The sequence below is a fragment of the Nocardia cyriacigeorgica NBRC 100375 genome (assembly GCF_000308555.1).
Lineage (GTDB): Bacteria > Actinomycetota > Actinomycetes > Mycobacteriales > Mycobacteriaceae > Nocardia > Nocardia cyriacigeorgica.
On record NZ_BAFY01000300.1, the window covers coordinates 1 to 1,647 of the forward strand.

Below are 1,647 nucleotides of genomic sequence, written 5' to 3' on the forward strand. Positions count from 1 at the left end.
GGTGACCGTCGCGCGCCGCTACCACAACGAGGACCAGGTGACGCAGGCACTCACCGTCGCCGCCGAAATGGACAACCTCACCGCCGTGCTGCGGCTGGCCGACGAACGCCGCGACGCGCGCACCATGTACACGGTGTTCCCGATCTGCGCCATGCTGTGGGTGATGCGCGGTGCGCATATGGAACTCGTCGCGTGGGTGCGCCGGATGCTCACCATGGAACCGCCGCGCGGCAACGGCATCGAGATCGATCTGGAGATGCTCGGTTACGTCTACAGCGGCCTGCATCTGATGTACATGGAAAGCGAACTGCGTGACGCGGCGATGGTGCGCACACGGGCGCGGCGGCTGCTGCGCCGGGCCGGCGAACTCAGCGAAGCCGCCCGTTTCTTCGGCCGGTTCATCACCTGCCCGATCGACGGCTGGGCCGTGGCGCGGCTGCTCGCCGACGCCACCCGCTCGGCCGACCGCGATACCGCGCTGGCGGCGCTGATCCTTCGTGCCAACTCCTGGGAGAACCACGGTCAACTGCGTGGTTCGGCGCGGGACGCCCGCATCGCCGCGTCGATGATCACCGACAAGGACGTCTGGACCGGCGCCATGATCAACCAGCACCTCGGCGGCCTGGCCGGCCAGAACGCGCGCTACCGCGAAGCCGTCGGGTACTACGAGATCGCGGCCGAGCAGCTGCGCCGGCTCGGCGCCTACGAGGAGAGCCTGGAGATGCGCTGTTTCCTCGCCGCCGCGCTCACCGGGTGCGGGCAGAGCGGGCGGGCACGCGCGGAACTCGAGCACGCCCTCGGCCTCACCGAAGCAGGCGGTTCCCGGCTGTCCGCCCTGGACGATCCGGGGGTGCGGCGCAATCACCGGCTGTCGACGGTGGCGGCGAGCCTGGCCGACATCGAACTCTCCGAAGGCAACCGGGAACGCGGTCTGTGGCTGTTCCGCCGCGCGCTCGAGCTGGTCGGCTGGCCGGGGCGCGAATTCGTGCCCGGTCCCGGTGTGTTGATGTTGTGCAGCGCGATGCTCGACGCGCACACCCTCTACGGGGACACCGCCGAGATGACCCAGATGTCCGGGCAGTTGGCCGAGGTCGCGGTCGAACGGCTCATCCAGTTCTGGGATGTGCCGCAGATCGGCGCGGTGGCCTGCGCGGTGGGATCGCACCGGCTCAGCATCGATCCGGACAGCAGCATCGGGCTGGAATTGCTGGCCCTCGCGCCCGCCGCGAAGGCACGGCAGGACTATCCGGTGATGGCGCTGGCGCGGCATCGCGAGCTACACCGCGACACCGTCGGCCTCGACCGAATCGACCGGGCGACGGCCGAGGTGGCGGGCCTGCGCAGGCTGGTCGCCGCCGACCGGATCATGACGTTGCTGAAGGTCGTCGCCGCGCACCCGGCCGAACCGGGCCCGTCCGCACGATGACGCGCGGGCGGGCCCGGTCGGGCGTGGCACGGCCTCAGACCCGCCGCATGTAGGCGCGCACGGTCAGTGGCGCGAAAACCGCCATGATCACCACGGCGCCGACCAGCGACCAGACGACATGCGAGCCGACATGCCCGTCGTTCATCAGGTCACGGCACGCCCACACCAGGTGTGAGATCGGGTTGACGTCGATGAACGCCTGCAACCACCCCGGCATGGTC

The 1,647-nt window shown here is 70.1% G+C and carries 2 pseudogenes; one reads left to right on the top strand and one right to left on the bottom strand.

Annotation, left to right across the window (positions count from 1 at the left end):
* Positions 1 to 1,426 (top strand): annotated as a pseudogene (locus RJ05_RS31545) (transcriptional regulator); the annotation flags it as partial.
* Between the two features lie 34 nt (positions 1,427 to 1,460).
* Here RJ05_RS31545 and RJ05_RS26135 read toward each other — a convergent pair.
* Positions 1,461 to 1,647 (bottom strand): annotated as a pseudogene (locus RJ05_RS26135) (ABC transporter permease); the annotation flags it as partial.